Source organism: Pseudomonas sp. GW821-FHT09D08, from assembly GCF_059416305.1.
Map to the genome: position 1 here is coordinate 1 of NZ_JBWKOX010000018.1, position 26,772 is coordinate 26,772.

31 protein-coding genes and 4 tRNA genes are annotated in these 26,772 nt (G+C 54.9%); all 35 read left to right on the top strand.

The window, feature by feature from the left end; genetic code table 11:
• Positions 1-160 precede the first annotated feature (160 nt).
• Positions 161-1,120, top strand: a complete 960-nt coding sequence (birA, locus tag AC07OP_RS24305; protein WP_115487471.1) for a bifunctional biotin--[acetyl-CoA-carboxylase] ligase/biotin operon repressor BirA — start codon at positions 161-163, stop codon at positions 1,118-1,120.
• A complete protein-coding gene (locus AC07OP_RS24310) occupies positions 1,110-1,859 on the top strand; it encodes a pantothenate kinase (protein WP_065942265.1) in 750 nt (249 codons plus the stop codon). Before birA ends, AC07OP_RS24310 begins: the two co-directional genes overlap by 11 nt.
• A 7-nt stretch (positions 1,860-1,866) precedes the next feature.
• Positions 1,867-2,313, top strand: coding sequence for a hypothetical protein (locus AC07OP_RS24315; protein ID WP_115487472.1), 447 nt, complete (start codon positions 1,867-1,869; stop codon positions 2,311-2,313).
• Positions 2,314-2,455: 142 nt separating this feature from the next.
• Positions 2,456-2,540 (top strand) — tRNA-Tyr (locus AC07OP_RS24320).
• Positions 2,541-2,563: 23 nt separating this feature from the next.
• Positions 2,564-2,637 (top strand) — tRNA-Gly (locus AC07OP_RS24325).
• A gap of 26 nt (positions 2,638-2,663) precedes the next feature.
• Positions 2,664-2,739, top strand: a tRNA-Thr gene (locus tag AC07OP_RS24330).
• Between the two features lie 159 nt (positions 2,740-2,898).
• A tRNA-Trp gene (locus tag AC07OP_RS24335) sits at positions 2,899-2,974 on the top strand.
• A 45-nt stretch (positions 2,975-3,019) separates the two neighbouring features.
• Positions 3,020-3,388 carry a preprotein translocase subunit SecE gene (gene secE / locus AC07OP_RS24340; protein WP_115487473.1) on the top strand — a complete coding sequence of 123 codons (369 nt, stop codon included), beginning with the start codon at positions 3,020-3,022 and terminating at the stop codon, positions 3,386-3,388.
• A gap of 9 nt (positions 3,389-3,397) precedes the next feature.
• The gene (gene nusG, locus AC07OP_RS24345) at positions 3,398-3,931 is read left to right on the top strand and encodes a transcription termination/antitermination protein NusG (protein WP_003176436.1); all 534 of its coding nucleotides are present in this window, start codon (positions 3,398-3,400) and stop codon (positions 3,929-3,931) included.
• A gap of 117 nt (positions 3,932-4,048) precedes the next feature.
• Positions 4,049-4,480, top strand: coding sequence for a 50S ribosomal protein L11 (gene rplK, locus AC07OP_RS24350; RefSeq protein ID WP_003176435.1), 432 nt, complete (start codon positions 4,049-4,051; stop codon positions 4,478-4,480).
• Positions 4,480-5,175, top strand: a complete 696-nt coding sequence (gene rplA / locus AC07OP_RS24355) for a 50S ribosomal protein L1 (protein ID WP_003176434.1) — start codon at positions 4,480-4,482, stop codon at positions 5,173-5,175. Before rplK ends, rplA begins: the two co-directional genes overlap by 1 nt.
• Positions 5,176-5,374: 199 nt before the next feature.
• Positions 5,375-5,875: a 50S ribosomal protein L10 gene (gene rplJ / locus AC07OP_RS24360; protein WP_003176433.1), complete on the top strand. Its 501-nt coding sequence runs from the start codon at positions 5,375-5,377 to the stop codon at positions 5,873-5,875.
• A gap of 78 nt (positions 5,876-5,953) precedes the next feature.
• On the top strand, positions 5,954-6,319 hold the full coding sequence (rplL, locus tag AC07OP_RS24365; protein ID WP_027605163.1) for a 50S ribosomal protein L7/L12: 366 nt from the start codon (positions 5,954-5,956) through the stop codon (positions 6,317-6,319).
• A gap of 219 nt (positions 6,320-6,538) precedes the next feature.
• Positions 6,539-10,612 carry a DNA-directed RNA polymerase subunit beta gene (rpoB, locus tag AC07OP_RS24370; RefSeq protein WP_027605164.1) on the top strand — a complete coding sequence of 1,358 codons (4,074 nt, stop codon included), beginning with the start codon at positions 6,539-6,541 and terminating at the stop codon, positions 10,610-10,612.
• Between the two features lie 64 nt (positions 10,613-10,676).
• Positions 10,677-14,876, top strand: coding sequence for a DNA-directed RNA polymerase subunit beta' (rpoC, locus tag AC07OP_RS24375; protein WP_027605165.1), 4,200 nt, complete (start codon positions 10,677-10,679; stop codon positions 14,874-14,876).
• 216 nt (positions 14,877-15,092) lie between these two features.
• Positions 15,093-15,464, top strand: coding sequence for a 30S ribosomal protein S12 (gene rpsL, locus AC07OP_RS24380; protein WP_002555494.1), 372 nt, complete (start codon positions 15,093-15,095; stop codon positions 15,462-15,464).
• Between the two features lie 118 nt (positions 15,465-15,582).
• Complete coding sequence (gene rpsG / locus AC07OP_RS24385; protein WP_002555493.1) at positions 15,583-16,053, top strand: 30S ribosomal protein S7; 471 nt, start codon at positions 15,583-15,585, stop codon at positions 16,051-16,053.
• A gap of 30 nt (positions 16,054-16,083) precedes the next feature.
• Complete coding sequence (gene fusA, locus AC07OP_RS24390) at positions 16,084-18,189, top strand: elongation factor G (RefSeq protein WP_003210087.1); 2,106 nt, start codon at positions 16,084-16,086, stop codon at positions 18,187-18,189.
• Between the two features lie 30 nt (positions 18,190-18,219).
• The gene (gene tuf / locus AC07OP_RS24395; RefSeq protein ID WP_027605166.1) at positions 18,220-19,413 is read left to right on the top strand and encodes an elongation factor Tu; all 1,194 of its coding nucleotides are present in this window, start codon (positions 18,220-18,222) and stop codon (positions 19,411-19,413) included.
• Positions 19,414-19,570: 157 nt separating this feature from the next.
• A complete protein-coding gene (gene rpsJ, locus AC07OP_RS24400; RefSeq protein WP_003186070.1) occupies positions 19,571-19,882 on the top strand; it encodes a 30S ribosomal protein S10 in 312 nt (103 codons plus the stop codon).
• An 81-nt stretch (positions 19,883-19,963) separates the two neighbouring features.
• Complete coding sequence (rplC, locus tag AC07OP_RS24405) at positions 19,964-20,599, top strand: 50S ribosomal protein L3 (protein ID WP_007253310.1); 636 nt, start codon at positions 19,964-19,966, stop codon at positions 20,597-20,599.
• Positions 20,600-20,611: 12 nt separating this feature from the next.
• Positions 20,612-21,214 (top strand): 50S ribosomal protein L4, encoded by a 603-nt coding sequence (gene rplD / locus AC07OP_RS24410; protein ID WP_003176424.1) that lies wholly within the window; start codon positions 20,612-20,614, stop codon positions 21,212-21,214.
• A complete protein-coding gene (rplW, locus tag AC07OP_RS24415) occupies positions 21,211-21,510 on the top strand; it encodes a 50S ribosomal protein L23 (RefSeq protein WP_002555488.1) in 300 nt (99 codons plus the stop codon). Before rplD ends, rplW begins: the two co-directional genes overlap by 4 nt.
• A gap of 14 nt (positions 21,511-21,524) precedes the next feature.
• Complete coding sequence (gene rplB / locus AC07OP_RS24420) at positions 21,525-22,349, top strand: 50S ribosomal protein L2 (RefSeq protein ID WP_003210080.1); 825 nt, start codon at positions 21,525-21,527, stop codon at positions 22,347-22,349.
• A gap of 16 nt (positions 22,350-22,365) precedes the next feature.
• Positions 22,366-22,641, top strand: coding sequence for a 30S ribosomal protein S19 (gene rpsS, locus AC07OP_RS24425; RefSeq protein ID WP_003232420.1), 276 nt, complete (start codon positions 22,366-22,368; stop codon positions 22,639-22,641).
• An 11-nt stretch (positions 22,642-22,652) separates the two neighbouring features.
• Positions 22,653-22,985 (top strand): 50S ribosomal protein L22, encoded by a 333-nt coding sequence (gene rplV, locus AC07OP_RS24430; RefSeq protein WP_003103908.1) that lies wholly within the window; start codon positions 22,653-22,655, stop codon positions 22,983-22,985.
• Between the two features lie 13 nt (positions 22,986-22,998).
• Positions 22,999-23,685 (top strand): 30S ribosomal protein S3, encoded by a 687-nt coding sequence (gene rpsC / locus AC07OP_RS24435; RefSeq protein ID WP_003176422.1) that lies wholly within the window; start codon positions 22,999-23,001, stop codon positions 23,683-23,685.
• A gap of 12 nt (positions 23,686-23,697) precedes the next feature.
• Positions 23,698-24,111, top strand: coding sequence for a 50S ribosomal protein L16 (gene rplP, locus AC07OP_RS24440; protein WP_003232424.1), 414 nt, complete (start codon positions 23,698-23,700; stop codon positions 24,109-24,111).
• Positions 24,111-24,302, top strand: a complete 192-nt coding sequence (gene rpmC, locus AC07OP_RS24445) for a 50S ribosomal protein L29 (RefSeq protein ID WP_002555481.1) — start codon at positions 24,111-24,113, stop codon at positions 24,300-24,302. The genes rplP and rpmC overlap by 1 nt, the downstream gene beginning before the upstream one ends.
• 2 nt (positions 24,303-24,304) lie before the next feature.
• Entirely contained in the window at positions 24,305-24,571 is a 267-nt protein-coding gene (rpsQ, locus tag AC07OP_RS24450) for a 30S ribosomal protein S17 (RefSeq protein WP_003176419.1), read from the top strand.
• Positions 24,572-24,594: 23 nt separating this feature from the next.
• Entirely contained in the window at positions 24,595-24,963 is a 369-nt protein-coding gene (rplN, locus tag AC07OP_RS24455; protein WP_002555479.1) for a 50S ribosomal protein L14, read from the top strand.
• 11 nt (positions 24,964-24,974) lie between these two features.
• Positions 24,975-25,289 (top strand): 50S ribosomal protein L24, encoded by a 315-nt coding sequence (gene rplX / locus AC07OP_RS24460; RefSeq protein ID WP_003176416.1) that lies wholly within the window; start codon positions 24,975-24,977, stop codon positions 25,287-25,289.
• A gap of 22 nt (positions 25,290-25,311) precedes the next feature.
• A complete protein-coding gene (gene rplE / locus AC07OP_RS24465) occupies positions 25,312-25,851 on the top strand; it encodes a 50S ribosomal protein L5 (protein ID WP_003194642.1) in 540 nt (179 codons plus the stop codon).
• Positions 25,852-25,864: 13 nt separating this feature from the next.
• Complete coding sequence (rpsN, locus tag AC07OP_RS24470) at positions 25,865-26,170, top strand: 30S ribosomal protein S14 (protein ID WP_003176414.1); 306 nt, start codon at positions 25,865-25,867, stop codon at positions 26,168-26,170.
• Between the two features lie 206 nt (positions 26,171-26,376).
• A complete protein-coding gene (gene rpsH / locus AC07OP_RS24475) occupies positions 26,377-26,769 on the top strand; it encodes a 30S ribosomal protein S8 (RefSeq protein WP_003176413.1) in 393 nt (130 codons plus the stop codon).
• Positions 26,770-26,772 lie beyond the last annotated feature (3 nt).

The window sequence follows — 26,772 nt, forward strand, 5'->3', positions numbered from 1 at the left end:
TCCGAAACCCCATTTGCGAAAGCAGATGGGGTTTTGTTTTGGGCGCTCGGAAAGTGCGAAGAGGCGCCTCGGGAGGGCCTTCAGTGCTAAAGTCCGGCCTTTCTATGCAATGACCCTGCGCATGGCTATCATGCGTGCCTCATTGTGAGGCGATACTTGCATGCTGACGTTGTTAGAACTTCTAAAAGATGGCCGATTCCATTCCGGAGAAGCACTTGGCGCAGCCCTGGGCGTTAGTCGCAGTGCAGTCTGGAAGCAACTCCAGCATCTTGAAGCCGAATTGAATCTGTCGGTCCACAAGGTTCGTGGGAGGGGATATCAATTAGCTTCGCCGCTGGTTTTCTTGAGTTCCGAGCAGATTGCACTGCATACGTCTTCCCTCGCGTGGCCTATCCATATCTACGACTCCATCGACTCGACAAATGCCGAGGCTCTGCGCCTTGTTGAGGTGGAGCGGGCGACACCGTACCTGGTGCTTGCGGAGCAGCAAACGGCGGGAAGAGGGCGACGTGGTCGAAAGTGGGTCAGTCCATTCGCTCAGAATGTGTATTACAGCCTCTTATTGCGTATCGAGAATGGACCGCGACAGCTGGAAGGGCTGAGCCTCGTGGTTGGCTTAGCGGTCATGCAGGCACTGCGAGAGTCTGGAGTGCGGGGTGCGGCTCTGAAGTGGCCAAACGACGTCCTGGTGGGGCAGAAGAAGATTGCCGGGATTTTGCTGGAACTCGTAGGGGATCCCGCGGATATTTGCCACGTTGTCCTCGGCATCGGTATTAACGTGAATATGCAGAAGGCTGAAGAGGTAGATCAGCAATGGACGTCAGTGCAGTTGGAGACGGGGTCTCCAGTTGATCGTAACTCTCTGGTGGCACGCCTGTGCTTGCAGTTGCAAAGCTACTTGGATCGACACAGGGCGCAAGGTTTTTCATCGCTTCGGGATGAGTGGGAAAAAGGTCATGCCTGGCAGGGAAAGGCTGTGTCGCTCATCGCGGGTGCCAACCGTATCGATGGGGTGGTGCTGGGTATCGACGGTCAGGGGGCATTACGTTTAAGTGTCGGTGGTGTTGAGAAAACATACAGTGGTGGTGAGTTAAGCCTGAGGTTGCGTGATGATTCTTGAGCTCGACTGTGGGAATAGCTTCATCAAGTGGCGCGTACTTGATTTGGATCGGGCGACGGCATCTGCAGAAGGTGTCGCTAGTTCGGATGTTGCATTGATTGAAAGCCTGTCAGTGCTGCCTGGTGTGTTACTGACACATTGCCGGTTGGTGAGTGTTCGTGCTCTGGACGAAACAAAAAATCTGGTTGATGCGCTGGTGGAGGCCTTTGGCGTTGCGGTTTCCTGTGCTGTTTCTGCGCGAGAAATGGCTGGGGTGCGCAACGGTTACGAAGATTTCGAACGTCTTGGTCTTGATCGCTGGTTAGCAATGCTGGGCGGCTTTAAATTGGCGTCGGGCGCATGCCTGGTGCTTGATTTCGGCACGGCTGCTACTGCAGATTTTGTTGCTGGTGATGGTGAGCATTTAGGTGGCTTCATCTGTCCTGGTATGCCCCTCATGCGTAATCAGCTGCGCACTCATACGCGCAAGATACGTTACGACGATGCAGCTGCTGAAAGAGCTTTGGAGCGCCTATCGCCAGGGCATACGACAGTAGAGGCTGTAGAGCGTGGCTGTACGTTGATGCTCAGAGGGTTTGTGCTGACCCAGCTTGAGCTGGCCCGAAGTTATTGGGGTGATAACTTCACTGTATTCCTGACGGGTGGCGACGCGGATTTGGTGAGGGATGCCGTGCCTCAGGCTCGACTCGTTCCTGATTTGATTTTCGTAGGTCTGGCAATGGCGTGCCCTTTATCTTGAGGTGTTTATGCGTTGGCTGTTTTTGCTTTTATTGATCCTGAACGCCTTCTACTACATATGGCATCAGCAAGAGGCGCCGTTGCGTGCTAAAGACGTGACCCCTCTGAGCCTCTATCGGAATACGCAGCAGGATATTCGCCTGCTGAGCGAGTCTTCCGACGCTGTGGTGCGCAAGGAACGGGCTAAGGCATCTGATGCGCAAAATACTTGCTTATACATAGGAGGCTTTGCCGACCAGCGACAGGCGCAATTCCTTGAGCAGCGCCTCGCTAGCCTGGATATAAAGGTTAAGGTGCAGCTGCTGAGTGCTCCTGATGCGCAAGGTTACTGGCTTCGAGTTGCCCCGGAAAGCCGACGCCTGGCTGACGACCTGCCCTTTGAAAACCTTGCTAAGGAATTCAATGAGTTAAAACATAAAATAATGCTGTGCGAAGGCATTGCAACTCTCGAATAGTTTGCATAGAATGGCGCCCGCTTCGCAGTGAAGACCTTTAAGGTCTAAGGTGCGAAGCGAAGGTCAATGCAGCTAACCTCATATTTTTAATGAGAAAATGCTTGACAGAAGGCCGGCGTGATGTAGAATGCCGGCTCGCTTAGGAGGGGTTCCCGAGCGGCCAAAGGGATCAGACTGTAAATCTGACGTCTACGACTTCGAAGGTTCGAATCCTTCCCCCTCCACCATTTTAGCGTGAGCTGCAAGCTCCGCGGGTATAGTTTAGTGGTAGAACCTCAGCCTTCCAAGCTGATGATGCGGGTTCGATTCCCGCTACCCGCTCCAAGTTTGCAGGTTGTGCACGGTGTTTCGCTCTTGTAGCTCAGTTGGTAGAGCACACCCTTGGTAAGGGTGAGGTCAGCGGTTCAAATCCGCTCAAGAGCTCCATATAACAAGGCAGATATGAAAATATCTGCCTTTGTTTTAACGGCTGGCTCGGCTTGATGGTGTTCAGATCGCTTTTTGTTAAGTGATTTCAAGTCTTTGGGGGTTGGTTGTTGTAAAGTCTTTTTCGGGTCTGCATAATGGTCGGCCTGATTTTGTTTTAGGTCAGTAGCTCAATTGGCAGAGCGACGGTCTCCAAAACCGTAGGTTGGGGGTTCGATTCCCTCCTGACCTGCCAGATTCACGTGGTGTGTCTGGCTTTCTTTTCACAGGATCTTCATAGATGACTCCTAAGGCTGAAGCTCAAAGCTCTCGTTTCGATCTCATCAAGTGGCTTGCTGTAGTCGCTTTGGTGGTCGTGGGCGTTGTTGGCAACCAGTACTATTCTGCTTCGCCGATCCTGTACCGCGTTCTCGTTTTGCTGGCCCTTGCTGCTGTAGCTGCCTTTGTAGGCCTGCAGACTGCCAAAGGCAAGTCTTTCGCGGTCCTGGTGAAGGAAGCTCGCACCGAAATTCGTAAAGTCGTTTGGCCAACTCGCCAAGAAACCACGCAGACCACGTTGATTGTTGTGGCTGTTGTTCTGGTTATGGCGTTGCTGTTGTGGGGTCTTGATTCCCTGCTCGGCTGGCTTGTTTCCTTGATTGTTGGCTAAGGGTGTCCCGTGGCTAAGCGTTGGTACGTTGTGCATGCTTACTCGGGTTACGAGAAGCATGTTATGCGCTCTTTGCTGGAGCGCGTAAAGCTGGCAGGCATGGAAGATGGCTTCGGCGAAATTCTGGTTCCCACTGAAGAAGTGGTTGAAATGCGGAATGGTCAGAAGCGCAAGAGTGAGCGCAAGTTCTTTCCTGGCTACGTGCTGGTACAGATGGACATGAACGAAGGTACTTGGCACTTGGTCAAGGACACTCCTCGTGTTATGGGTTTTATCGGCGGTACGGCTGATAAGCCTGCTCCGATCACTGACAAAGAGGCGGAAGCAATTCTGCGTCGCGTCGCCGACGGTAGCGATAAACCCAAGCCGAAGACGTTGTTCGAGCCGGGTGAGGTTGTTCGTGTCACAGATGGTCCGTTTGCTGATTTCAACGGGACCGTCGAAGAGGTTAACTACGAAAAGAGCCGGATCCAGGTCGCGGTGCTCATTTTCGGTCGCTCTACTCCGGTAGAGTTGGAATTCAGCCAGGTCGAGAAGGTCTAGCTGAGTATGCATCCCAACCCCACAGCCTTAGGCTGTGGGGTTTTGTCGTCACTGGGATAAACGCGCAAGTAACCGGGGAGCCTTTCGAGGCGCTTGAACCCGTAATTGGAGTGCCTCATGGCCAAGAAGATTACCGCTTACATCAAGCTGCAAGTGAAGGCCGCTCAGGCCAACCCAAGCCCACCTGTTGGTCCGGCTCTGGGTCAGCACGGCGTGAACATCATGGAGTTCTGCAAGGCTTTCAACGCCCGTACTCAGGGTCTTGAGCCAGGTCTGCCGACTCCAGTGATCATCACTGTATACAGCGACCGTAGCTTCACTTTCGAAACCAAGTCGACCCCGGCTTCGGTTCTGCTGAAGAAGGCTGCTGGTCTGACTAGCGGTTCCGCTCGTCCTAACACCGTTAAGGTTGGCACCGTAACTCGTGCTCAGCTGGAAGAAATCGCGAAAACCAAAAACGCGGATCTGACTGCAGCTGATATGGATGCAGCCGTGCGTACCATCGCCGGTTCTGCTCGTAGCATGGGCCTTAACGTGGAGGGTGTGTAATGGCTAAGCTGACCAAGCGCCAAAAGGCTATCGCCGGCAAAATCGAAGCGGGCAAGTCCTACAATTTTGTAGACGCTGCTGCTCTGCTGACCGAGCTGTCGACTGTCAAGTTCAGCGAGTCCGTTGACGTTGCTGTAAACCTGGGTGTTGACCCACGTAAATCTGACCAGGTCGTTCGTAGCGCTACTGTGCTGCCACACGGTACTGGTAAGACTGTTCGTGTAGCTGTCTTCACCCAAGGCCCTGCAGCTGAAGCTGCTCTGGCCGCCGGCGCTGACCGCGTTGGTATGGACGACCTGGCTGCCGAAATGAAAGGCGGCGACCTGAACTACGACGTAGTTATTGCTTCCCCGGACGCAATGCGTGTTGTAGGTCAGTTGGGTCAGATCCTGGGCCCACGTGGCCTGATGCCTAACCCTAAGGTCGGCACCGTAACGCCAGACGTAGCTACCGCGGTTAAAAACGCCAAGGCTGGTCAGGTTCGTTATCGTACCGACAAAAACGGCATCATTCACACCTCCGTTGGCAAGGTCGGTTTCGACGCCGTCAAGCTGAAGGAAAACGTTGAAGCCCTGATCGCCGATCTGAAGCGTATCAAGCCAGCTTCCTCGAAAGGTATCTACGTCAAGCGCGTTACCCTGAGCACCACCATGGGCCCAGGTCTGGTCATCGACCAAGGCTCGCTGGACGTATAAGACACAAATTGGCGTAAGCGATTGCGCCAATTGAAAGATTGGGGTCCCTGCCTGGCGGGGGCTATCCAAGACCGTAGGCGACGCAAGTCTTAAACCAACAAGCCTACGCAGATGGTGCTCCCGGTTCCTTACCGAATCAGACACCAAAACGACATCCGGCTCCGGCCAGATGAAACGGTAACAAGCAGGAGTTAAACCCGTGGCAATTAATCTCGAAGACAAGAAGGCCATCGTCGCTGAAGTCAACGAGGCTGCCAAAGCTGCTCTGTCCGCTGTCGTGGCTGATGCCCGTGGTGTGACAGTAGGCGCTATGACCGGACTCCGTAAAGAGGCTCGTGAAGCTGGCGTATACGTACGTGTTGTACGTAACACCCTGCTCAAGCGCGCCGTTGCTGACACTGAATACAGTGTCCTCAACGACGTGTTCACTGGCCCGACTCTGATTGCCTTCTCCAAGGATCATCCAGGCGCTGCTGCCCGTTTGTTCAAAGAGTTCGCTAAGAGTCAGGATAAGTTCGAGATCAAGGCAGCTGCGTTCGAGGGCAAGTTCCTCGCAGCTAACCAAATCGACGTACTGGCAACACTGCCGACCCGCAACGAAGCCATTTCGCAGCTGATGAGCGTGATTCAAGGCGCTACCAGCAAGCTGGCTCGTACTCTGGCTGCAGTTCGCGAGCAAAAAGAAGCTGCCGCAGCCTAAGGCTGAGCAACTTTTCTCGCGTATTTTTGTTTATTTCGATGGCCGCGTAGGCCGTCCCCCAATTCAGGAAATACAGCAATGTCTATCTCCCAAGACGATATCCTCAACGCCGTAGCTGAAATGTCGGTTCTGCAGGTTGTTGAGCTGATCAAAGCTTTCGAAGAAAAATTTGGCGTTTCCGCTGCCGCTGCTTCCGCAGGCCCAGCTGCTGCTGCTGCCGTTGTTGAAGAGCAAACCGAATTCAACGTCATGCTGACCGAAGCTGGCGAGAAGAAAGTAAACGTGATCAAGGCAGTACGTGAACTGACCGGTCTGGGCCTGAAAGAAGCCAAGGCTGTAGTTGACGGCGCTCCTGCCATGGTTCTGGAAGCTGTTGCCAAAGAAGCAGCTGACAAAGCCAAAGCTACTCTGGAAGAAGCAGGCGCTAAAGTCGAGCTGAAGTAAGCATCGACCTTGCGTCTCCAGCCCAAGCGTTAAGCTGAAGGCTGATGGCTGGTGGCTCTTGCCACCGGCCTTTTTCCGTTCTTGGCTGTCGACTCGGTCGCCGCCATTAACGCGCTGTAGCCACCCGATGCGGTGGTGCAAACCATGGGGTTTGCAAGATTTTCTGGCTGCTCCCGTCGGGAGGGCCAAACAAGCAGGTGACCAAGCTGGGGAACGCTGATGGCTTACTCATATACTGAGAAAAAACGTATCCGCAAGGACTTTAGCAAGTTGCCGGACGTCATGGATGTCCCGTACCTTCTGGCTATCCAGCTGGATTCGTATCGTGAATTCTTGCAGGCGGGAGCGACCAAAGATCAGTTCCGCGACGTGGGCCTGCATGCGGCCTTCAAATCCGTTTTCCCGATCATCAGCTACTCCGGCAATGCTGCGCTGGAGTACGTCGGTTATCGCCTGGGCGAACCGGCATTTGATGTCAAAGAATGCGTGTTGCGCGGTGTTACGTACGCCGTACCTTTGCGGGTAAAAGTCCGTCTGATCATTTTCGACAAAGAGTCGTCGAACAAAGCGATCAAGGACATCAAAGAGCAAGAAGTCTACATGGGCGAAATCCCATTGATGACTGAGAACGGTACCTTCGTTATCAACGGTACCGAGCGCGTTATCGTTTCCCAGCTGCACCGTTCCCCGGGCGTGTTCTTCGACCACGACCGCGGCAAGACGCACAGCTCCGGCAAGCTCCTGTACTCCGCGCGGATCATTCCGTACCGCGGTTCGTGGTTGGACTTTGAGTTCGATCCGAAAGACTGCGTGTTCGTGCGTATCGACCGTCGTCGCAAGCTGCCGGCCTCGGTATTGCTGCGCGCGCTCGGCTACACCACAGAGCAAGTCCTGGATGCGTTCTACACCACCAACGTATTCAGCCTGAAGGATGAAACCCTCAAGCTGGAGCTGATCGCTTCGCGTCTGCGTGGTGAAATTGCGGTCCTGGACATTCAGGATGAAAAGGGCAAGGTCATCGTTGAGGCTGGCCGTCGTATCACTGCGCGCCACATCAACCAGATCGAAAAAGCGGGTATCAAAGAGCTGGAAGTTCCCCTGGACTATGTCCTGGGCCGTACTACCGCGAAGGTCATCGTTCACCCGGCTACAGGCGAAATCCTGGCTGAGTGCAACACCGAGCTGAACACCGAGATCCTGGCCAAAATCGCCAAGGCGCAGGTTGTTCGCATCGAGACCCTGTACACCAACGATATCGACTGCGGTCCGTTCGTCTCCGACACCCTGAAGATCGACTCCACCAGCAACCAATTGGAAGCGCTGGTAGAAATCTATCGCATGATGCGTCCTGGCGAGCCACCGACCAAAGACGCTGCAGAAACCCTGTTCAACAACCTGTTCTTCAGCCCTGAGCGCTACGACCTGTCCGCGGTCGGCCGGATGAAGTTCAACCGTCGTATCGGTCGCACCGAGATCGAAGGTTCGGGTGTGCTGTGCAAGGAAGACATCGTTGCGGTCTTGAAGACTCTGGTCGACATCCGTAACGGTAAAGGCATCGTCGATGACATCGACCACCTGGGTAACCGTCGTGTCCGCTGCGTAGGCGAAATGGCCGAGAACCAGTTCCGCGTTGGCCTGGTGCGTGTTGAGCGTGCGGTCAAAGAGCGTCTGTCGATGGCTGAAAGCGAAGGCTTGATGCCGCAAGACCTGATCAACGCCAAGCCAGTGGCTGCGGCGGTGAAAGAGTTCTTCGGTTCCAGCCAGCTCTCGCAGTTCATGGACCAGAACAACCCGCTTTCCGAGATCACCCACAAGCGCCGTGTTTCCGCACTGGGCCCGGGCGGTCTGACCCGTGAGCGTGCTGGCTTTGAAGTGCGTGACGTACACCCGACGCACTACGGTCGTGTCTGCCCAATCGAAACGCCGGAAGGCCCGAACATCGGTCTGATCAACTCCCTGGCCGCCTATGCGCGCACCAACCAGTACGGCTTCCTTGAGAGCCCGTACCGTGTGGTGAAAGACGCCCTGGTCACCGACGAGATCGTGTTCCTGTCCGCCATCGAAGAAGCTGATCACGTGATCGCTCAGGCTTCGGCCACGATGAACGACAAGAAAGTCCTGATCGACGAGCTGGTAGCTGTTCGTCACCTGAACGAGTTCACCGTCAAGGCGCCGGAAGACGTCACCTTGATGGACGTATCGCCGAAGCAGGTAGTTTCGGTCGCCGCGTCGCTGATCCCGTTCCTGGAACACGATGACGCCAACCGTGCGTTGATGGGTTCCAACATGCAGCGTCAAGCTGTACCGACCCTGCGTGCCGACAAGCCGCTGGTAGGTACCGGCATGGAGCGTAACGTAGCCCGTGACTCCGGCGTTTGCGTCGTGGCTCGTCGTGGCGGCGTGATCGACTCTGTTGATGCCAGCCGTATCGTGGTTCGTGTTGCTGATGACGAAGTTGAAACGGGCGAAGCCGGTGTCGACATCTACAACCTGACCAAATACACCCGCTCGAACCAGAACACTTGCATCAACCAGCGTCCGCTGGTGCGTAAGGGTGATCGCGTTCAGCGTAGCGACATCATGGCTGACGGTCCGTCCACCGATATGGGTGAGCTGGCTCTGGGTCAGAACATGCGCATCGCGTTCATGGCATGGAACGGCTTCAACTTCGAAGACTCCATCTGCCTGTCCGAGCGTGTGGTTCAAGAAGACCGCTTCACCACGATCCACATTCAGGAACTGACCTGTGTGGCGCGTGACACCAAGCTTGGGCCAGAGGAAATCACTGCAGACATCCCGAACGTGGGTGAAGCTGCACTGAACAAGCTGGACGAAGCCGGTATCGTTTACGTAGGTGCTGAGGTGGGTGCGGGCGACATCCTGGTTGGTAAGGTCACTCCGAAAGGCGAGACCCAACTGACTCCGGAAGAGAAGCTGCTGCGTGCCATTTTCGGTGAAAAAGCCAGCGACGTTAAAGACACTTCCCTGCGTGTACCTACCGGTACCAAGGGTACTGTCATCGACGTACAGGTCTTCACCCGTGACGGCGTCGAGCGTGATGCTCGTGCACTGTCCATCGAGAAGACCCAGCTCGACGAGATTCGCAAGGACCTCAACGAAGAGTTCCGTATCGTTGAAGGCGCGACCTTCGAACGTCTGCGTTCCGCCCTGGTAGGCCACAAGGCTGAAGGCGGCGCAGGTCTGAAGAAAGGTCAGGACATCACCGACGAAATCCTCGACGGTCTTGAGCACGGCCAGTGGTTCAAACTGCGCATGGCTGAAGATGCTCTTAATGAGCAGCTCGAGAAGGCTCAGGCCTATATCGTGGATCGTCGCCGTCTGCTGGACGACAAGTTCGAAGACAAGAAGCGCAAACTGCAGCAGGGCGATGACCTGGCTCCAGGCGTGCTGAAAATCGTCAAGGTTTACCTGGCAATCCGTCGCCGCATCCAGCCGGGCGACAAGATGGCCGGTCGTCACGGTAACAAAGGTGTGGTCTCCGTGATCATGCCGGTTGAAGACATGCCGCACGATGCCAATGGCACCCCGGTCGACGTCGTCCTCAACCCGTTGGGCGTACCTTCGCGTATGAACGTTGGTCAGATCCTTGAAACCCACCTGGGCCTAGCGGCTAAAGGTCTGGGCGAGAAGATCAATCGTATGATCGAAGAGCAGCGCAAGGTTGCTGACCTGCGTAAGTTCCTGCACGAGATCTACAACGAGATCGGCGGTCGCAAGGAAGAGCTGGATACCTTCTCCGACCAGGAAATCCTGGATCTGGCGAAGAACCTGCGCGGTGGCGTTCCAATGGCTACCCCGGTGTTCGACGGTGCCAAGGAAAGCGAAATCAAGGCCATGCTGAAACTGGCAGACCTGCCAGAAAGCGGCCAGATGCAGCTGTTCGACGGCCGTACCGGCAACAAGTTCGAGCGCCCGGTTACTGTTGGCTACATGTACATGCTGAAGCTGAACCACTTGGTAGACGACAAGATGCACGCTCGTTCTACCGGTTCGTACAGCCTGGTTACCCAGCAGCCGCTGGGTGGTAAGGCTCAGTTCGGTGGTCAGCGTTTCGGGGAGATGGAGGTCTGGGCACTGGAAGCATACGGTGCTGCTTACACTCTGCAAGAAATGCTCACAGTGAAGTCGGACGATGTGAACGGTCGTACCAAGATGTACAAAAACATCGTGGATGGCGATCACCGTATGGAGCCGGGCATGCCCGAGTCCTTCAACGTGTTGATCAAAGAAATTCGTTCCCTCGGCATCGATATCGATCTGGAAACCGAATAACACGTGACGCGAATCGAGAGCGGGGCTGTTTAGCCCGCTCTCTGCTCCGCCAGGAGGAAAGGCCTTGAAAGACCTACTGAATTTGCTGAAAAACCAGGGTCAAGTCGAAGAGTTCGACGCCATCCGTATTGGATTGGCATCGCCTGAGATGATCCGTTCGTGGTCGTTCGGTGAAGTTAAAAAGCCGGAAACCATCAACTACCGTACGTTCAAACCTGAGCGTGACGGCCTGTTCTGCGCCAAGATATTTGGCCCGGTAAAGGATTACGAGTGCCTGTGCGGTAAGTACAAGCGCTTGAAGCACCGTGGTGTGATCTGCGAGAAGTGTGGCGTTGAAGTTGCACTGGCCAAGGTTCGTCGTGAGCGCATGGCGCACATCGAGCTGGCTTCGCCGGTTGCCCACATCTGGTTCCTGAAATCGCTGCCGTCCCGTATCGGCTTGCTGATGGACATGACCCTGCGTGATATCGAACGCGTTCTCTACTTCGAGAGCTATGTCGTTATCGATCCAGGCATGACTACCCTTGAAAAAGGTCAGCTGCTGAACGACGAGCAGTACTTCGAAGCGTTGGAAGAGTTCGGTGATGATTTCGACGCCCGCATGGGTGCCGAAGCTGTCCGCGAACTGCTGCACGCTATCGACCTGGAGCACGAGATTGGTCGTCTGCGCGAAGAAATTCCGCAAACCAACTCCGAAACCAAGATCAAGAAGCTGTCCAAGCGTCTGAAGTTGATGGAAGCCTTCCAGGGTTCCGGCAACCTGCCAGAGTGGATGGTGCTGACCGTTCTGCCGGTTCTGCCGCCGGATCTGCGTCCGCTGGTGCCGTTGGATGGCGGTCGTTTCGCGACTTCCGACCTCAACGACCTGTACCGCCGTGTGATCAACCGTAACAACCGCTTGAAGCGCCTGCTCGATCTGTCCGCTCCGGACATCATCGTGCGCAACGAAAAGCGTATGTTGCAGGAAGCTGTCGATGCCCTGCTCGACAACGGTCGTCGTGGCCGCGCTATCACCGGTTCCAACAAGCGTCCTCTGAAGTCCTTGGCTGACATGATCAAGGGTAAGCAAGGTCGTTTCCGTCAGAACTTGCTCGGTAAGCGTGTTGACTACTCTGGTCGTTCGGTAATTACCGTAGGCCCGACCCTGCGTCTGCACCAGTGCGGTCTGCCTAAGAAGATGGCACTTGAGCTGTTCAAGCCATTCATCTTCGGCAAGCTGGAAATGCGCGGTCTCGCGACCACCATCAAAGCGGCCAAGAAAATGGTCGAGCGCGAGCTGCCAGAGGTTTGGGACGTTCTCGCTGAAGTGATTCGCGAACACCCGGTTCTCCTCAACCGTGCACCGACCCTTCACCGTCTGGGTATCCAGGCGTTTGAACCGGTACTGATCGAAGGTAAGGCTATCCAGCTGCACCCTCTGGTCTGTGCTGCGTACAACGCCGACTTCGACGGCGACCAAATGGCCGTGCACGTACCGCTGACACTGGAAGCCCAGTTGGAAGCGCGTGCGTTGATGATGTCGACCAACAACATTCTGTCGCCAGCCAACGGTGAGCCAATCATCGTTCCGTCGCAGGACGTTGTATTGGGTCTGTACTACATGACCCGTGAGGCGATCAACGCCAAAGGCGAAGGTCGTGTATTCGCTGACCTGCAGGAAGTTGACCGTGTGTTCCGTGCCGGCGAAGCCGCACTGCACGCCAAGGTCAAGGTGCGGATCAACGAAACGGTCAACGACCGTGATGGCGGCAGCGTGAGCGGCACTCGTATTGTCGACACCACCGTTGGCCGTGCGCTGTTGTACCAGGTTGTGCCAAAAGGCCTCTCGTACGACGTCGTCAACCTGCCGATGAAGAAAAAGGCGATCTCCAAGCTGATCAACCAATGCTATCGCGTGGTTGGTCTGAAAGAGACCGTGATCTTCGCTGACCAGTTGATGTACACCGGTTTTGCTTATTCGACCATTTCCGGCGTTTCCATCGGTGTTAACGACTTCGTTATCCCTGATGAAAAAGCCCGCATCATCAGTGCAGCTACTGATGAAGTGAAAGAGATCGAAAGCCAGTACGCCTCGGGCCTGGTAACACAGGGCGAGAAGTACAACAAAGTGATCGACCTTTGGTCCAAGGCCAACGACGAAGTGTCCAAGGCGATGATGGCCAACCTCTCGAAAGAGAAGGTCATCGACCGTCACGGCGAAGAAGTTGACCAAGAGTCCTTCAACTCGATGTACATGATGGCCGACTCGGGCGCACGGGGTTCTGCTGCGCAGATCCGTCAGCTCGCCGGTATGCGTGGCCTGATGGCCAAGCCGGACGGCTCCATCATCGAAACGCCGATTACTGCGAACTTCCGTGAAGGTTTGAGCGTACTCCAGTACTTCATCTCTACTCACGGTGCTCGGAAAGGTCTGGCGGATACCGCGTTGAAAACCGCTAACTCCGGTTACCTGACGCGTCGTCTGGTAGACGTTGCGCAAGATCTGGTTGTCACCGAGATCGACTGCGGCACCGAGCACGGCCTGCTGATGACTCCGCACATTGAAGGCGGTGACGTTGTAGAGCCGCTGGGTGAGCGCGTACTGGGTCGTGTTATTGCCCGTGACGTATTCAAGCCAGGTACCGAGGAAGTTATCGTTCCTGCCGGCACTCTGGTTGACGAGAAGTGGGTCGAGTTCATCGAACTCAACAGCATCGACGAAGTGATCGTTCGCTCGCCGATCAGCTGCGAAACCCGCTACGGCATTTGCGCCAAGTGCTACGGTCGTGACTTGGCTCGTGGCCACCAGGTGAACATCGGTGAAGCGGTCGGCGTTATTGCCGCCCAGTCCATCGGTGAGCCGGGTACCCAGCTGACCATGCGTACGTTCCACATCGGTGGTGCGGCAAGCCGGACCTCCGCAGCCGACAGCGTTCAGGTGAAGAATGGCGGTACTGTTCGCCTTCACAACCTGAAGCACGTTGAGCGAGTGGATGGTCACCTGGTTGCTGTGTCCCGTTCCGGTGAGCTGGCAATCGCTGATGACTACGGTCGTGAGCGTGAGCGCTACAAGCTGCCGTACGGTGCTGTGATTTCGGTTAAAGAGGGTGACAAGGTCGACGCTGGCGCAATCGTGGCCAAGTGGGATCCGCACACTCACCCAATCGTTACCGAAATGAAAGGTACCGTGACCTACGTGGGCATGGAAGAAGGCATCACGATCAAGCGTCAGACTGACGAATTGACCGGTATGACCAACATTGAAGTACTCGACGCGAAAGATCGTCCAGCTGCCGGTAAGGACATCCGTCCTGCTGTGAAGATGGTCGACGACAACGGCAAGGATCTGTTGCTGCCAGGCACTGACGTAATCGCTCAGTACTTCCTGCCAGCCAACGCCCTGGTCGGTGTAGCGGATGGTGCGAAGATCGCGATCGGTGATGTTATCGCGCGTATCCCGCAAGAAACTTCGAAGACCCGTGACATCACCGGTGGTTTGCCGCGTGTTGCCGACTTGTTCGAAGCTCGTCGTCCGAAAGAAGCGTCGATCCTGGCTGAAGTCAGCGGCACCATCGCGTTCGGTAAAGAAACCAAGGGCAAGCGCCGTCTGGTCATTACCCCGAACGACGGTACCGATCCGTACGAAGAGCTGATTCCAAAGTGGCGTCACCTGAACGTTTTCGAAGGCGAACAGGTAAACCGCGGCGAAGTGATCTCCGACGGCCCGAGCGATCCACACGACATCCTGCGTCTGCTGGGTGTGAGCGCGCTGGCCAAGTACATCGTCAACGAGATCCAGGACGTTTACCGCCTGCAAGGCGTGAAGATCAACGATAAGCACATCGAGACCATCCTGCGTCAGATGCTGCGTAAAGTTGAGATCGCTGAATCCGGCGATTCCAGTTTCATCAAGGGCGACCAGATGGAACTGACTCACGTGCTGGTGGAAAACGAGCGTCTGGCTGGCGACGAGAAATTCGTTTCCAAGTTCACTCGCGTACTGCTGGGTATCACCAAGGCGTCGTTGTCCACTGAGTCGTTCATCTCGGCGGCCTCCTTCCAGGAGACCACTCGCGTACTGACCGAAGCAGCGGTAACCGGCAAGCGCGATTACCTGCGCGGCCTGAAAGAGAACGTGGTCGTGGGTCGTCTGATCCCGGCTGGTACCGGTTTGGCTTACCACAGCGAGCGTAAGCGTCGCCGTGATGCTGACAAGCCGTTGCGCGTAAGCGCCAGTGAAGTGGAAGCTGCACTGACCGAAGCACTGAACTCAAGCGGTAACTGAGTTCTGCGGTAAATAAGTCTGGGCCCTGGCAGCCCCATTCGTCGGATCAAGGCAGTTTTGCCCGGGTTCGACGGGAGGGGAGGTCGGGGCCTTGCCTTGACTGGGGGCAAGATCCTCTTTAGACTCTTGTACCCCTAAATTTGGCGGGAATTCGTTCCTGCCATTTTGCTTTTCTTGCAAGACAATAGCGTCGCAAGACAACAGTGGAGCTAGTAGATGGCAACTATCAACCAGCTGGTACGTCAGCCGCGTAAGCGTATCGTCGAGAAATCCGACGTGCCTGCGCTGCAGAACTGCCCGCAACGTCGTGGCGTATGCACCCGTGTGTATACCACCACGCCGAAAAAACCTAACTCGGCACTGCGTAAAGTATGCCGTGTGCGCCTGACCAACGGTTTCGAGGTTTCCTCGTACATCGGCGGTGAAGGCCACAACCTGCAAGAGCACAGCGTGGTACTGATCCGCGGCGGTCGTGTAAAAGACTTGCCAGGTGTTCGTTATCACACCGTACGCGGCTCCTTGGATACTTCCGGCGTTAAAGGTCGTAACCAGGGTCGTTCGAAGTACGGTACCAAGAAGCCTAAGTAGTAGCGGCTTTTTGTAAAACTGAATCATCTTATTTTCTGAGTCGATAAGAGTAAGGTCGGAGGCGTCCCGAAAGGGCACCGATTCCGAGCGAACCTGAAGACCGTTTGAGGGCTTATCCATGCCAAGAAGACGCGTAGCAGCCAAGCGCGAAGTGCTTGACGATCCAAAATACGGAAGCCAAATTCTGGCCAAGTTCATGAACCACGTGATGGAAAGCGGCAAGAAAGCCGTTGCCGAGCGTATCGTTTATGGCGCGCTGGAAAAGGTTAAAGAACGCAAGAACAGCGACCCCCTGGAAATCTTCGAGAAAGCTCTCGACGCCATCGCTCCGCTGGTCGAAGTGAAGTCGCGCCGTGTAGGCGGTGCTACTTACCAGGTTCCGGTCGAAGTTCGTCCGTCCCGTCGTAACGCTCTGGCAATGCGCTGGTTGGTAGACTTCGCCCGTAAGCGCGGCGAGAAGTCTATGGCTCTGCGTTTGGCCGGCGAACTGTTGGACGCTGCTGAAGGTAAAGGTGCTGCTGTTAAGAAGCGTGAAGACGTGCACCGTATGGCTGAAGCTAACAAAGCTTTCTCGCACTACCGCTTCTAATCTTAGCTTCACTAATTTTGCGAGGGCTTTATGGCTCGTACTACTCCGATTAGCCGCTACCGTAACATCGGTATCGTTGCTCACGTGGATGCTGGTAAAACCACCACCACCGAGCGCGTACTGTTTTACACCGGCAAAAGTCACAAAATGGGCGAGGTGCATGATGGCGCCGCGACCACAGACTGGATGGTTCAGGAGCAGGAGCGTGGTATTACCATTACTTCTGCTGCTATTACCGCCTTCTGGAAAGGTTCCGAGAAGCAGTACAAAGATGAGCACCGCTTCAACGTTATCGATACCCCGGGCCACGTAGACTTCACTATTGAAGTTGAACGTTCCCTGCGCGTACTCGACGGCGCTGTCGTTGTGTTCTGCGGTACCTCGGGTGTCGAGCCTCAGTCGGAAACCGTATGGCGTCAAGCCAACAAATACGGCGTTCCACGTCTTGTTTATGTAAACAAGATGGACCGTGCTGGTGCCAACTTCCTGCGCGTGATCGGTCAGATCAAGCAGCGTCTGGGTCACACTCCGGTGCCAATCCAATTGGCTATCGGTTCCGAAGACAACTTCCAGGGTCAGATCGATCTGATCAACATGGAAGCGGTTTACTGGAATGACGCTGACAAAGGTATGGTTCCTGTTCGCAAGCCTATCCCTGCAGAATTGCAGGAACTGGCTGACGAGTGGCGCAACAACATGGTTGAGGCTGCCGCCGAAGCCAGCGAAGAGCTGATGAACAAGTACCTCGAAGGTGAAGAGCTCACCAACGTGGAAATCAAGGCCGCTCTGCGTCAGCGTACTATCGCTGGTGAGATCGTCTTGGCTGTTTGCGGTTCTTCCTTCAAGAACAAGGGTGTTCCCCTGGTTCTCGACGCCGTGATCGACTACCTGCCTGCTCCAACCGACATTCCTGCTATCAAGGGTACCAACCCTGATAACGAGGAAGAAGAGATGGAGCGTCATGCCGACGACAGCGAGCCGTTCTCGGCTCTGGCGTTCAAGATCGCTACCGACCCATTCGTGGGTACTCTGACCTTCGTCCGCGTTTACTCGGGCGTGTTGGCCTCCGGCGACGGCGTGATCAACTCGGTCAAAGGCAAGAAAGAGCGTGTGGGTCGTATGGTGCAAATGCACGCAAACGCCCGTGAAGAGATCAAGGAAGTGCGCGCTGGTGACATCGCGGCCTTGATCGGCATGAAGGACGTCACCACTGGTGAGACTTTGTGCGACGCTGCCAAGCCAATCATCCTGGTTCGCATGGACTTCCCGGAGCCGGTTATTTCGGTTGCCGTAGAGCCTAAGACCAAGGATGACCAGGAAAAAATGGGTATCGCTCTGGGCAAGCTTGCTCAGGAAGATCCATCTTTCCGCGTCAAAACTGATGAAGAGACTGGTCAAACGATCATCTCTGGCATGGGCGAGTTGCACCTGGACATCCTGGTTGACCGGATGCGCCGTGAGTTCAACGTCGAAGCCAACATCGGTAAGCCTCAGGTTTCCTATCGTGAGCGCATCACGAAAAACTGTGAAATCGAAGGCAAGTTCGTTCGTCAGTCCGGCGGTCGTGGTCAGTTCGGTCACTGCTGGATCCGTTTTGCTCCTGCTGACGAAGGTCAGGAAGGTCTGCAATTCGTGAACGAAGTAGTGGGTGGTGTTGTTCCTAAGGAATACATCCCTGCTATCCAGAAGGGTATCGAAGAGCAGATGAAGAACGGTGTTGTTGCCGGCTATCCGCTGATCGGCCTGAAAGCAACCGTTTTTGACGGTTCTTACCACGACGTCGACTCCAACGAGATGGCGTTTAAGGTGGCTGCTTCCATGGCAACCAAGCAACTGGCCCAGAAGGGCGGTGGTGAGTTGCTTGAGCCAATCATGGCGGTAGAAGTTGTTACACCTGAAGACTATATGGGTGATGTCATGGGCGACCTTAACCGTCGTCGCGGCATGATCTTGGGTATGGAAGACACGGTTTCCGGCAAAGTGATTCGCGCCGAGGTTCCGTTGGGTGAGATGTTCGGTTATGCGACCGACGTTCGCTCCATGTCCCAGGGTCGCGCAAGCTACTCTATGGAATTCAAAAAATACAACACAGCTCCGGCGCACATCGCTGAAACTGTATCCAAAAAACAAGGCTGATTCAGTCCTTTAGGCAAGGAGTTAATTGTCGTGGCTAAAGAAAAATTTGATCGTTCCCTACCGCACGTCAACGTTGGCACTATCGGTCACGTTGACCACGGTAAAACCACTCTGACCGCAGCTCTGACTCGCGTCTGCTCCGAGGTTTTCGGTTCTGCAGTCGTTGATTTCGATAAAATCGACAGCGCTCCAGAAGAAAAAGCTCGTGGTATCACCATCAACACCGCGCACGTCGAGTACAACTCGAAGATCCGTCACTACGCTCACGTTGACTGCCCAGGTCACGCTGACTATGTGAAGAACATGATCACTGGTGCTGCCCAGATGGACGGCGCGATCCTGGTTTGCTCGGCCGCTGATGGTCCGATGCCACAAACCCGTGAGCACATCCTGCTGTCCCGTCAGGTAGGCGTTCCGTACATCGTGGTTTTCCTGAACAAGGCTGACCTGGTAGACGACGCTGAGCTGCTGGAACTGGTTGAGATGGAAGTGCGCGATCTGCTGAGCACTTACGACTTCCCAGGCGACGACACTCCGATCATCATCGGTTCTGCTCGTATGGCGCTGGAAGGCAAAGACGATAACGAAATGGGCACCACTGCCGTTCGTAAACTGGTTGAAACCCTGGATAGCTACATCCCAGAACCAGTTCGTCTGACTGACAAGCCGTTCCTGATGCCAATCGAAGACGTATTCTCCATCTCCGGTCGTGGTACTGTTGTGACTGGTCGTATCGAGCGCGGTATCGTTCGCGTTCAAGATGCTCTGGAAATCGTTGGTCTGCGTGACACTACCAACACTGTCTGCACTGGTGTTGAAATGTTCCGCAAGCTGCTCGACGAAGGTCGTGCTGGCGAGAACTGCGGCGTTCTGCTGCGTGGTACCAAGCGTGACGACGTTGAGCGTGGCCAGGTTCTGGTTAAGCCAGGTTCGGTTAAGCCGCACACCAAGTTCACCGCAGAAGTTTACGTTCTGAGCAAGGAAGAAGGCGGTCGTCACACTCCGTTCTTCAAAGGCTACCGTCCACAGTTCTACTTCCGTACTACTGACGTGACTGGTAACTGCCAGCTGCCAGAAGGCGTTGAAATGGTAATGCCAGGCGATAACATCCAAATGGAAGTTACCCTGATCAAGACCATCGCAATGGAAGACGGTCTGCGCTTCGCTATCCGTGAAGGCGGCCGTACCGTTGGTGCTGGTGTTGTAGCTAAAATCATCGAGTAAGCGTCTCTTCTGAGATAGTTTCGATGCTTTGAAAAGCCCCCGCTCAGCGGGGGCTTTTTTATTGGGTTGACACCTATCTAGGGCGTCTATAGAATTGCGCCTCCTTTTAACGGGCGTATTGCGCTCGCTGGGAATAGCAGCCGGAGTCTGAAATCCAATGCAAAATCAGCAAATCCGTATCAGGTTGAAGGCTTTTGACCATCGCCTGATCGACCAATCCACCCAGGAAATCGTGGAAACCGCGAAACGTACTGGTGCTCAAGTGCGTGGTCCAATTCCACTGCCTACCCGTAAAGAGCGGTTCACCGTTCTGGTCTCCCCGCACGTCAACAAAGACGCGCGTGACCAGTACGAGATCCGTACTCATAAGCGCGTACTGGACATCGTCCAGCCAACGGATAAAACCGTTGATGCTCTTATGAAGCTCGATCTGGCGGCCGGTGTGGAAGTACAGATCAGCCTCGGCTAAGACTTGGGTCTTAGTCGTGTAACGCTCTGAAATGGGCGGCCATAGCGGGTGAAAGCCCCGTACACTCATGAGGTTTACAACATGACTATTGGTGTAGTCGGTCGTAAATGCGGTATGACCCGTATTTTCACCGAAGAAGGTGTCTCCATTCCGGTTACGGTCATTGAGATCGAGCCGAATCGCGTCACCCAGTTCAAAACTGAAGAAACCGATGGCTATCGTGCAGTGCAAGTCACTGTCGGCGAGCGTCGCGCTTCGCGTGTGACTGCTGCTCAAGCAGGTCACTTCGCTAAAGCAAACGTTGCAGCTGGTCGTACTGTCATGGAGTTCCGTCTTGAAGAAGGCGACTACCAGGCTGGCGATCTGATCAACGCTGAAATCTTCGCTGCTGGTCAACTGGTTGATGTAACCGGTCAGTCCAAAGGTAAAGGCTTCCAGGGTACGATCAAGCGTTGGAATTTCCGTGGTCAAGACAACACTCACGGTAACTCCGTTTCCCACCGCGTCCCGGGCTCTATTGGCCAGTGCCAGACTCCTGGTCGTGTATTCAAGGGCAAAAAAATGTCCGGTCATATGGGCGCTGAGCGCGTGACCGTGCAGTCCCTCGAAGTAGTGCGCGTCGACGCTGAACGCAATCTGTTGTTGGTCAAGGGTGCTGTTCCTGGCGCTACTGGCGGCAACCTGGTTGTACGTCCAGCGGCCAAGGCTCGCGGTTAAGGGGAAGCTGACATGCAATTAAATGTAAATGACGCTCAAGCGATCGAAGTTTCCGAACTGACATTTGGCGGCGAATTCAACGAGACGCTGGTTCACCAAGCAGTCGTGGCCTACATGGCCGGCGGCCGTCAAGGTAGCAAGCAGCAAAAGACCCGTTCCGACGTTCGTGGTGGCGGTAAGCGCCCTTGGCGTCAGAAAGGTACTGGCCGTGCTCGTGCCGGTACTATCCGTAGCCCAATCTGGCGCGGCGGCGGTACCACTTTCGCAGCTCGTCCGCAGGATCACTCTCAGAAGCTCAACAAGAAGATGTATCGCGCAGCACTGCGCTCCATCCTTGCTGAACTCGTGCGTACTGATCGCCTGGTCGTGGTTCAGGACTTCGCTGTTGAAAGTCCAAAAACCAAAGATCTGCTGGGCAAACTGAACAACATGAGCCTGACCGACGTTTTGATCGTGTCTGAAGCTGTTGATCAGAACCTGTACCTGGCTGCTCGTAACCTGCCCCACGTTGATGTACGTGACGTGCAAGGTTCCGATCCAGTTAGTCTGATCGCATACGACAAGGTGTTGATCACCGTGTCGGCCGTGAAGAAATTCGAGGAGCTGCTGGGATGAACCAGGAACGCGTATTTAAAGTTCTGCTTGGCCCGCACGTTTCCGAAAAGGCTACGGTTCTGGCTGACAAGAAAGGCCAGTTCGTTTTCAAGGTTGCAACTGACGCAACCAAGCTGGAAATCAAGAAGGCCGTCGAAAGCCTGTTCAGCGTGAAAGTTGAGCGTGTTACTACCCTGAATGTTCTGGGTAAGAGCAAGCGCACTGCTCGCGGTCTGGGCAAGCGTAATGACTGGAAGAAGGCAGTTATCTCCCTTCAGCCAGGCCAAGATCTCGATTTCAGCAGCAGTGCTGAGTAAGGAAGGGGTGCATCATGGCAATCGTTAAATGCAAACCGACTTCCCCTGGCCGCCGTTTTGTGGTCAAGGTGGTCAACCAGGAGCTGCATAAAGGCGCTCCTCACGCACCGCTGCTCGAGAAGAAATCGAAGACTGGTGGTCGTAACAACAATGGTCGTATTACCACTCGTCACATTGGTGGTGGCCATAAGCAGCATTATCGTCTGGTCGACTTCCGTCGCAACGACAAAGATGGCATCGCTGCCACTGTCGAGCGCATCGAATACGATCCAAACCGTACTGCTCACATCGCTCTGCTGCTGTACGCAGATGGCGAGCGTCGCTACATCATCGCGCCTAAAGGCGTGAGTGCTGGCGACCAGCTGATCGCAGGTGCCTTGGCGCCGATCAAGCCGGGCAACGCTCTGCAGCTGCGTAACATTCCAGTTGGTAGCACCGTACACGGCATCGAATTGAAGCCAGGTAAAGGCGCGCAAATCGCTCGTTCCGCTGGTGCTTCGGCTCAGCTGATCGCTCGTGAAGGTGTCTACGTGACCCTGCGTCTGCGTTCTGGTGAGATGCGTAAAGTGCTGGCTGAATGCCGCGCGACCCTGGGTGAAGTCTCGAACTCCGAGCACAGCCTGCGTTCGCTGGGTAAAGCTGGTGCCAAACGCTGGCGTGGCGTTCGCCCAACCGTTCGTGGTGTTGCCATGAACCCGGTTGACCACCCACACGGTGGTGGTGAAGGTCGTACCTCTGGTGGTCGTCATCCGGTATCGCCATGGGGCTTCCCGACTAAGGGCGCGAAGACTCGTGGTAATAAGCGTACCGACAAAATGATCGTCCGTCGTCGCAAGTAAATAGAGGGATACGACAGTGCCACGTTCTCTGAAAAAAGGTCCTTTTATTGATCTTCACCTACTGAAGAAGATCGAAGTGGCGGCGGAAAAGAACGATCGCAAACCAGTTAAGACCTGGTCGCGTCGTTCGATGATCCTGCCACAAATGGTCGGTCTGACCATCGCTGTACACAACGGTCGTCTGCACGTCCCAGTTCTCGTTAACGAAGACATGGTCGGCCACAAACTAGGCGAGTTTGCCGGTACCCGCACTTATCGTGGGCACGTGGCAGACAAGAAAGCCAAGCGTTAAGGGGTAAGGAAATGGAAGTAGCCGCTAAGTTGTCGGGCGCTCGAATCTCCGCCCAGAAAGCCCGCTTGGTCGCCGACCAGATCCGCGGGAAGAAGGTGGGCGAAGCGCTCAACCTGTTGGCTTTCAGCAGTAAGAAAGCCGCCGAGATCATGAAGAAAGTGCTGGAGTCGGCCGTAGCCAACGCCGAGCATAACGAAGGCGCAGACGTTGATGACCTGAAGGTCAGCACCGTTTTCGTCAACGAAGGGCGTTCGCTGAAGCGCATCATGCCGCGTGCCAAAGGCCGTGCTGATCGCATCGTCAAGCGGTCTTGCCATATCACTGTCAAGGTTGCTGACAAGTAACGGAGTCGAAGAGATGGGTCAGAAAGTACATCCCATTGGCATTCGCCTGGGAATCGTCAAGGAGCACACCTCCGTCTGGTACGCAGACGGTCGGACTTATGCGGACTATTTGTTCGCTGATCTGAAGGTGCGTGAGTATCTCCAAGACAAACTAAAAAGCGCGTCCGTAAGCCGTATCGATATCCATCGTCCGGCGCAAACTGCACGTATCACCATCCACACCGCTCGTCCAGGTATCGTTATCGGGAAGAAAGGTGAAGATGTTGAGAAACTGCGTCAGGACCTGACCAAGCAAATGGGTGTGCCTGTGCACATCAATATCGAAGAGATCCGCAAGCCGGAGCTCGACGGTATGCTGGTTGCGCAGAGCGTAGCTCAGCAGCTGGAGCGTCGCGTAATGTTTCGTCGCGCTATGAAGCGCGCCGTACAGAACGCCATGCGCATTGGTGCCAAAGGCATCAAAATCCAAGTGAGCGGTCGTCTCGGCGGTGCTGAAATCGCACGTACTGAATGGTATCGCGAAGGTCGTGTGCCACTGCACACCCTGCGTGCCGACATCGACTATGCCAACTACGAAGCTCACACCACTTACGGTGTGATCGGTGTAAAGGTTTGGATCTTCAAAGGCGAAGTAATTGGTGGTCGCCAAGAAGAACTGAAACCACAAGCACCAGCGCCTCGTAAAAAAGCTGCTAAGTAAGGGGTACGCCAAATGTTGCAACCAAAGCGTACGAAGTTCCGCAAGCAGATGACAGGCCACAACCGTGGTCTGGCTCAGCGCGGTAGCAAAGTCAGCTTCGGCGAGTTCGCGCTGAAGTCTGTAGCTCGTGGTCGTCTCACCGCTCGTCAGATCGAGTCAGCGCGTCGTGCACTGACCCGTCACGTTAAACGTGGCGGCAAGATCTGGATCCGTGTATTCCCGGACAAGCCGATCTCCAAAAAGCCTCTCGAGGTTCGGATGGGTAAAGGTAAGGGTAACGTGGAATACTGGGTAGCCCAGATTCAGCCAGGCAAAGTCCTGTATGAAATCGAGGGTGTAACTGAAGAGCTGGCGCGTGAGGCTTTTGCCCTGGCTGCTGCAAAGCTGCCGCTCGCCACCGCCTTTGTTAAACGGACGGTGATGTGATGAAAGCGAATGAACTTCGTGAAAAATCCGCACAGCAGCTGAACGAGCAACTGCTCGGCCTGCTGCGCGACCAGTTCAATCTGCGCATGCAGAAAGCAACTGGCCAGTTGGGGCAGTCTCATCTGCTCTCGCAAGTTAAGCGTGACATCGCTCGCGTGAAGACTGTGCTCAACCAGCAGGCAGGTAAGTGATCATGGCTGAAGCCGAAAAGACTGTCCGTACGCTGACTGGCCGTGTTGTCAGCGACAAGATGGACAAAACCATCACCGTTTTGATCGAGCGTCGCGTTAAGCACCCGATCTACGGTAAATATGTTAAGCGTTCGACTAAGCTGCACGCGCACGACGAAACCAACCAGTGCCACATCGGCGACAAAGTCACTATTCGTGAAACTCGTCCGCTGGCCAAGACCAAGTCTTGGGCATTGGTTGATGTTCTCGAACGCGCTGTGGAAGTCTAAGGACTAGGGGTCGGAGAAATTATATGATTCAGACTCAATCCATGCTCGATGTGGCCGATAACAGCGGCGCTCGCCGTGTTATGTGCATCAAGGTGCTGGGTGGCTCCCATCGTCGTTACGCTGGTATCGGTGACATCATCAAGGTTACCGTCAAGGAAGCAATTCCTCGCGGTAAAGTGAAAAAAGGCCAAGTGATGACTGCTGTTGTAGTCCGCACTCGTCACGGCGTACGTCGTGCAGATGGCTCCATTATCCGCTTTGATGGCAACGCTGCTGTTCTTCTGAACAACAAGCAAGAGCCGATCGGCACCCGTATCTTTGGGCCAGTGACCCGTGAACTTCGTACTGAGAAGTTCATGAAGATCGTCTCGCTCGCCCCAGAAGTGCTGTAAGGAGATCCGACATGCAAAAGATTCGTCGTGACGACGAGATCATCGTGATCGCCGGCAAAGACAAAGGTAAGCGCGGTAAGGTGCTTAAGGTTCTCGCTAATAACCGTCTGGTTATCGGTGGTCTGAACCTGGTCAAGCGTCATACCAAGCCTAACCCGATGTCGGGCGTGCAGGGCGGTATCGTCGAGAAAGAAGCTCCGCTGGACGCTTCTAACGTCGCCATCTTCAACGGCGAAACCAACAAGGCTGACCGCGTTGGTTTCAAAGTAGAAGACGGTAAGAAAATTCGTGTCTTCAAGTCGACCCAAAAAGCGGTTGATGCTTGAACACTGCTAGGTAGATTAGACCATGGCACGACTACAAGAGATTTACCGGAAGGAAATCGCCCCTAAGCTTAAGGAAGAACTTAAGCTTGGGAACGTGATGGAAGTTCCGCGCGTTACCAAAATCACCCTGAACATGGGTCTGGGCGAAGCGATCGGTGACAAAAAAGTCATCGAGCACGCTGTTGCCGACCTGGAAAAGATCACCGGCCAGAAAGTCGTTGTGACCTACGCTCGCAAATCCATCGCTGGCTTTAAAGTCCGTGAAGGTTGGCCGATCGGCGTCAAAGTGACTCTGCGCCGTGAGCGTATGTACGAATTCCTGGATCGTCTGCTGTCGATCTCCCTGCCTCGGGTTCGCGACTTCCGCGGCCTGAATGCCAAGTCCTTCGATGGTCGTGGTAACTACAGCATGGGCGTGAAAGAGCAGATCATCTTCCCGGAAATCGACTACGACAAGATCGATGCTCTCCGCGGTCTGGACATCACCCTGACCACCACTGCCAAGAACGATGATGAAGGTCGCGCCCTGTTGCGTGCTTTCAAATTCCCGTTCCGCAACTGATTGGAGTAGGACCATGGCCAAGATGAGCATGAAAAACCGCGAACTGAAGCGTCAGCTCACGGTTGCCAAGTACGCCAAGAAGCGTGCAGCACTGAAAGCAATCATCGTTGATCTGAACGCAAGTCCAGAAGCGCGTTGGGAAGCTACAGTTGCCCTGCAGAAGCAGCCACGTGACGCAAGCGCTTCGCGCATGCGTAACCGCTGCCGCCTGACCGGTCGTCCACACGGCGTTTACCGCAAGTTCGGCCTAGGCCGTAACAAACTGCGTGAAGCGGCAATGCGTGGTGACGTACCAGGTCTGGTTAAAGCCAGCTGGTAAGTACTTTCAGCGTCCAGGTGGTCCGAATCGAAAGATACTGACCGCCGGTGACCTTGAATCTGGAACAAGCCCCTTTTGGGGCTTGTTTCATTTCCGGAGTGTGTCTAAAATACGCGGCTCGCCTGAGCCCGTGTTTTTTACCCGGAAGTTCTCAGCGACATATGTAGCCGCAAGGCTAATTTTTTTGTATTAGGAGCGTCTAGCCCATGAGTATGCAGGACCCGTTAGCGGACATGCTAACTCGTATCCGTAATGCCCAGATGGCTGAAAAGTCCGTCGTAAGCATGCCATCTTCCAAGTTGAAGGTTGCTGTTGCCAAAGTCCTGAAAGACGAAGGCTACATTGCGGGTTATCAGATCAGCAGCGAAATCAAACCACTGCTGTCCATCGAGCTGAAGTACTTCGAAGGCCGTTCGGTCATCGAGGAAGTGAAGCGCGTTAGCCGTCCAGGCCTGCGTCAGTACAAGTCCGCTGAAGATCTGCCGAAAGTTCGTGGCGGTCTGGGCGTGTCTATCGTCTCCACCAACAAAGGTGTGATGACGGATCGTGCTGCGCGCGCTGCCGGTGTCGGCGGCGAAGTTCTTTGCACTGTGTTCTAAGGG

What these genes read in the sequence shown, in the direction of transcription:
- birA (WP_115487471.1), top strand. Translation starts at nt 161, where the DNA reads ATGCTGACGTTGTTAGAACTTCTAAAAGATGGCCGATTCCATTCCGGA.
- AC07OP_RS24310 (WP_065942265.1), top strand. Translation starts at nt 1,110, where the DNA reads ATGATTCTTGAGCTCGACTGTGGGAATAGCTTCATCAAGTGGCGCGTA.
- AC07OP_RS24315 (WP_115487472.1), top strand. Translation starts at nt 1,867, where the DNA reads ATGCGTTGGCTGTTTTTGCTTTTATTGATCCTGAACGCCTTCTACTAC.
- secE (WP_115487473.1), top strand. Translation starts at nt 3,020, where the DNA reads ATGACTCCTAAGGCTGAAGCTCAAAGCTCTCGTTTCGATCTCATCAAG.
- rplK (WP_003176435.1), top strand. Translation starts at nt 4,049, where the DNA reads ATGGCCAAGAAGATTACCGCTTACATCAAGCTGCAAGTGAAGGCCGCT.
- rplA (WP_003176434.1), top strand. Translation starts at nt 4,480, where the DNA reads ATGGCTAAGCTGACCAAGCGCCAAAAGGCTATCGCCGGCAAAATCGAA.
- rplL (WP_027605163.1), top strand. Translation starts at nt 5,954, where the DNA reads ATGTCTATCTCCCAAGACGATATCCTCAACGCCGTAGCTGAAATGTCG.
- rpoB (WP_027605164.1), top strand. Translation starts at nt 6,539, where the DNA reads ATGGCTTACTCATATACTGAGAAAAAACGTATCCGCAAGGACTTTAGC.
- rpsL (WP_002555494.1), top strand. Translation starts at nt 15,093, where the DNA reads ATGGCAACTATCAACCAGCTGGTACGTCAGCCGCGTAAGCGTATCGTC.
- rpsG (WP_002555493.1), top strand. Translation starts at nt 15,583, where the DNA reads ATGCCAAGAAGACGCGTAGCAGCCAAGCGCGAAGTGCTTGACGATCCA.
- fusA (WP_003210087.1), top strand. Translation starts at nt 16,084, where the DNA reads ATGGCTCGTACTACTCCGATTAGCCGCTACCGTAACATCGGTATCGTT.
- rpsJ (WP_003186070.1), top strand. Translation starts at nt 19,571, where the DNA reads ATGCAAAATCAGCAAATCCGTATCAGGTTGAAGGCTTTTGACCATCGC.
- rplC (WP_007253310.1), top strand. Translation starts at nt 19,964, where the DNA reads ATGACTATTGGTGTAGTCGGTCGTAAATGCGGTATGACCCGTATTTTC.
- rplD (WP_003176424.1), top strand. Translation starts at nt 20,612, where the DNA reads ATGCAATTAAATGTAAATGACGCTCAAGCGATCGAAGTTTCCGAACTG.
- rplW (WP_002555488.1), top strand. Translation starts at nt 21,211, where the DNA reads ATGAACCAGGAACGCGTATTTAAAGTTCTGCTTGGCCCGCACGTTTCC.
- rplB (WP_003210080.1), top strand. Translation starts at nt 21,525, where the DNA reads ATGGCAATCGTTAAATGCAAACCGACTTCCCCTGGCCGCCGTTTTGTG.
- rplV (WP_003103908.1), top strand. Translation starts at nt 22,653, where the DNA reads ATGGAAGTAGCCGCTAAGTTGTCGGGCGCTCGAATCTCCGCCCAGAAA.
- rpsC (WP_003176422.1), top strand. Translation starts at nt 22,999, where the DNA reads ATGGGTCAGAAAGTACATCCCATTGGCATTCGCCTGGGAATCGTCAAG.
- rplP (WP_003232424.1), top strand. Translation starts at nt 23,698, where the DNA reads ATGTTGCAACCAAAGCGTACGAAGTTCCGCAAGCAGATGACAGGCCAC.
- rpmC (WP_002555481.1), top strand. Translation starts at nt 24,111, where the DNA reads ATGAAAGCGAATGAACTTCGTGAAAAATCCGCACAGCAGCTGAACGAG.
- rpsQ (WP_003176419.1), top strand. Translation starts at nt 24,305, where the DNA reads ATGGCTGAAGCCGAAAAGACTGTCCGTACGCTGACTGGCCGTGTTGTC.
- rplN (WP_002555479.1), top strand. Translation starts at nt 24,595, where the DNA reads ATGATTCAGACTCAATCCATGCTCGATGTGGCCGATAACAGCGGCGCT.
- rplX (WP_003176416.1), top strand. Translation starts at nt 24,975, where the DNA reads ATGCAAAAGATTCGTCGTGACGACGAGATCATCGTGATCGCCGGCAAA.
- rplE (WP_003194642.1), top strand. Translation starts at nt 25,312, where the DNA reads ATGGCACGACTACAAGAGATTTACCGGAAGGAAATCGCCCCTAAGCTT.
- rpsN (WP_003176414.1), top strand. Translation starts at nt 25,865, where the DNA reads ATGGCCAAGATGAGCATGAAAAACCGCGAACTGAAGCGTCAGCTCACG.
- rpsH (WP_003176413.1), top strand. Translation starts at nt 26,377, where the DNA reads ATGAGTATGCAGGACCCGTTAGCGGACATGCTAACTCGTATCCGTAAT.